Source organism: Micromonospora orduensis, from assembly GCF_006228125.1.
Taxonomy (GTDB): domain Bacteria; phylum Actinomycetota; class Actinomycetes; order Mycobacteriales; family Micromonosporaceae; genus Micromonospora; species Micromonospora orduensis.
This window is the reverse complement of the sequence record NZ_VDFY01000030.1, coordinates 1-2032: the sequence shown is the minus strand read 5'-3', so window position 1 is coordinate 2032 and position 2032 is coordinate 1. Positions and strand designations below refer to the sequence as shown.

The window sequence follows — 2032 nt, the reverse complement described above, 5'->3', positions numbered from 1 at the left end:
CCGCCCACGCCGCCACCCCTGCCACGAAGCCCCCGGTGTCCGGGTCGCTGGGCACGTACAACGTCTCCGGCGTCTACGTCGCCGGGGTGTCCTCCGGCGGGTACATGGCCACCCAGTTGCACGTCGCGTACTCGTCCCGGATCCGCGGCGCGGCCGTCTTCGCCGCCGGGCCCTACTACTGCTCGCAGAACACCGTCGCGCAGGCGCTGTACGGCTGCGGCGACAACCTGTACCCGACCAACGTCTCCGCGCTCGAGGCGTACACCCGGACCTGGGCGTCGTACGGCTGGGTGGACCCGGTCGGCAACCTCTCCGGCGACCCGGTGTACGTGTTCCACGGCGCCAACGACACCACAGTGAAGAAGTCCGTCACCGACGACCTGGTCCGCTACTACCAGCGTTTCGGGGTCAGTGTGCAGTACGACGGCGGCACCGCGGCCGGCCACTCCTGGGTCACCCCGTACGGGACGCAGGGGTGCACGGCGACCGCGTCGCCGTACCTGAACGACTGCGGCACGGACCCGCAGAACGCCCTGCTGCGCAAGCTGCTCGGCGGGGTGAACGCGCCGAACACCGGGGCGCTGGGCGGCACGCTCATCCGGTTCAGCCAGAACACGTTCGCCGTCAACGGCTATGCCAACGGGTTGAGCATGGACGCCAACGGCTTCGCGTACGTCCCGTCGGCCTGCGCGGCCGGCCAGTCGTGCCGCCTGCTGGTCGCCCTGCACGGCTGCGCGCAGGGGTATGGCGCGGTGGGCGCGGCCTTCGTCGACCGGGCCAACCTCAACCAGTACGCCGACACCAACAACCTGATCGTCCTCTACCCGCAGGCCGGCACCGCCCTGAGCAACCCGAACGGCTGCTGGGACTGGTGGGGCTATCTCGGCGCGACGAACTTCCCGATCAAGGGCGGCGCGCAGGTGGAGACCATCATGAACATGGTCCGTCGCCTGGACGGGTGAGCACGGGCGCGCCCGGTCAGCCCAGGAACAGCTGGACGAGGACGAGCACGGCGAGCAACGCCGGCCCGCGTGCGCCCTGCCGCAGCAGGTCCACCGGGACCATCCCGAACGGCGTGTTGACCGTCGCGCCCCCGTAGTCGATCGGTGGTCGGGTGCCGGCGCGGAAGGCGGCGGCCACCACGCCGAGCGCCAGGGTCGGCGCGAGCCACGCCGGCCCCGGCTCGACGGTCGGCAGGGTCGCCAGCCACCACAGGCCCGCGCCGAGCGCCGGCACCACCACGTGGATGCCGCGCAGCAGGGCGTCGCTGCCGCCGAGCGCCCGGCGCAGCCCGGTCGACCGGCTGATCGCGCGCAGTCCGCCGGTCAGCCGGGCGGCGGCGAGGTAGGCGAACACCACCTGCGCGGCGCCGGCCAGCCCGGGCAGGGCGAGCGCGGCAGCGTACTGGACTCCGATCAGGGCCGCCCAGATCAGCAGGGCGCTGGGGTGGCGGCGCAGCCGGCGCACGTCGGCCTGGAGCAGCGCCCACCAGCCCGGGCCGGGCAGGAAGCGGTTGCTGCGTACCCGGCCGATCCGGCGCCAGCGGCGGCTCTCCACCAGGCCGGTGAGCAGGCTCGGGTCGAGCAGGATCGTGGCCGTGGCGGCGGCGTTGGCGAACTGCGCGCCGGTGGTCAGGGTGGCCCGGTCGACCCGGGGCAGCGCCCGTACCGCGAGGACCGTGCCGGCCACCGCGAGGGGCACCCCGAGGGCGACAAGCGCGATCGTCGGCGTCGACGCCGGTCGGGGCAGCCCGTCGCCGAGGCGACCGGTGAGCACCACGAGGGCGGTGATGACGGCGGCGGCCACCATGGGGGCGGCTCCGGCCACGGTGGGCCAGCGGCGACCCGCCCGGCTGCTCTGGGCGACGACGCTCAGCGCCAGCGCGGCGGCGCCCCACCCCGCGCCGGCGCCCGCCGCCCAGCCCAGCGCGGCCGGGTCGCTGACGCCGCCGAGCGCCGCCACTGCCACGCCGAGCAGCGCGGTGCCGGCGGCGGCGCCGCCCAGCAGGGCCGCGAGGCGCGGCGCCAGCCCG

General features: G+C 75.1%; 2 protein-coding genes. One reads left to right on the top strand and one right to left on the bottom strand.

The genetic code is table 11. The features are described from left to right. Positions 1-962 (top strand): extracellular catalytic domain type 2 short-chain-length polyhydroxyalkanoate depolymerase (locus tag FHG89_RS00210; protein WP_139581833.1); only part of this gene is annotated, 962 nt, incomplete at its 5' end. 16 nt (positions 963-978) lie between these two features. Here the strand turns inward: FHG89_RS00210 and FHG89_RS32680 are convergent. Beyond that, on the bottom strand, positions 979-2032 hold a 1054-nt coding region (locus FHG89_RS32680), incomplete at its 5' end, for a DUF6297 family protein (RefSeq protein ID WP_167517310.1).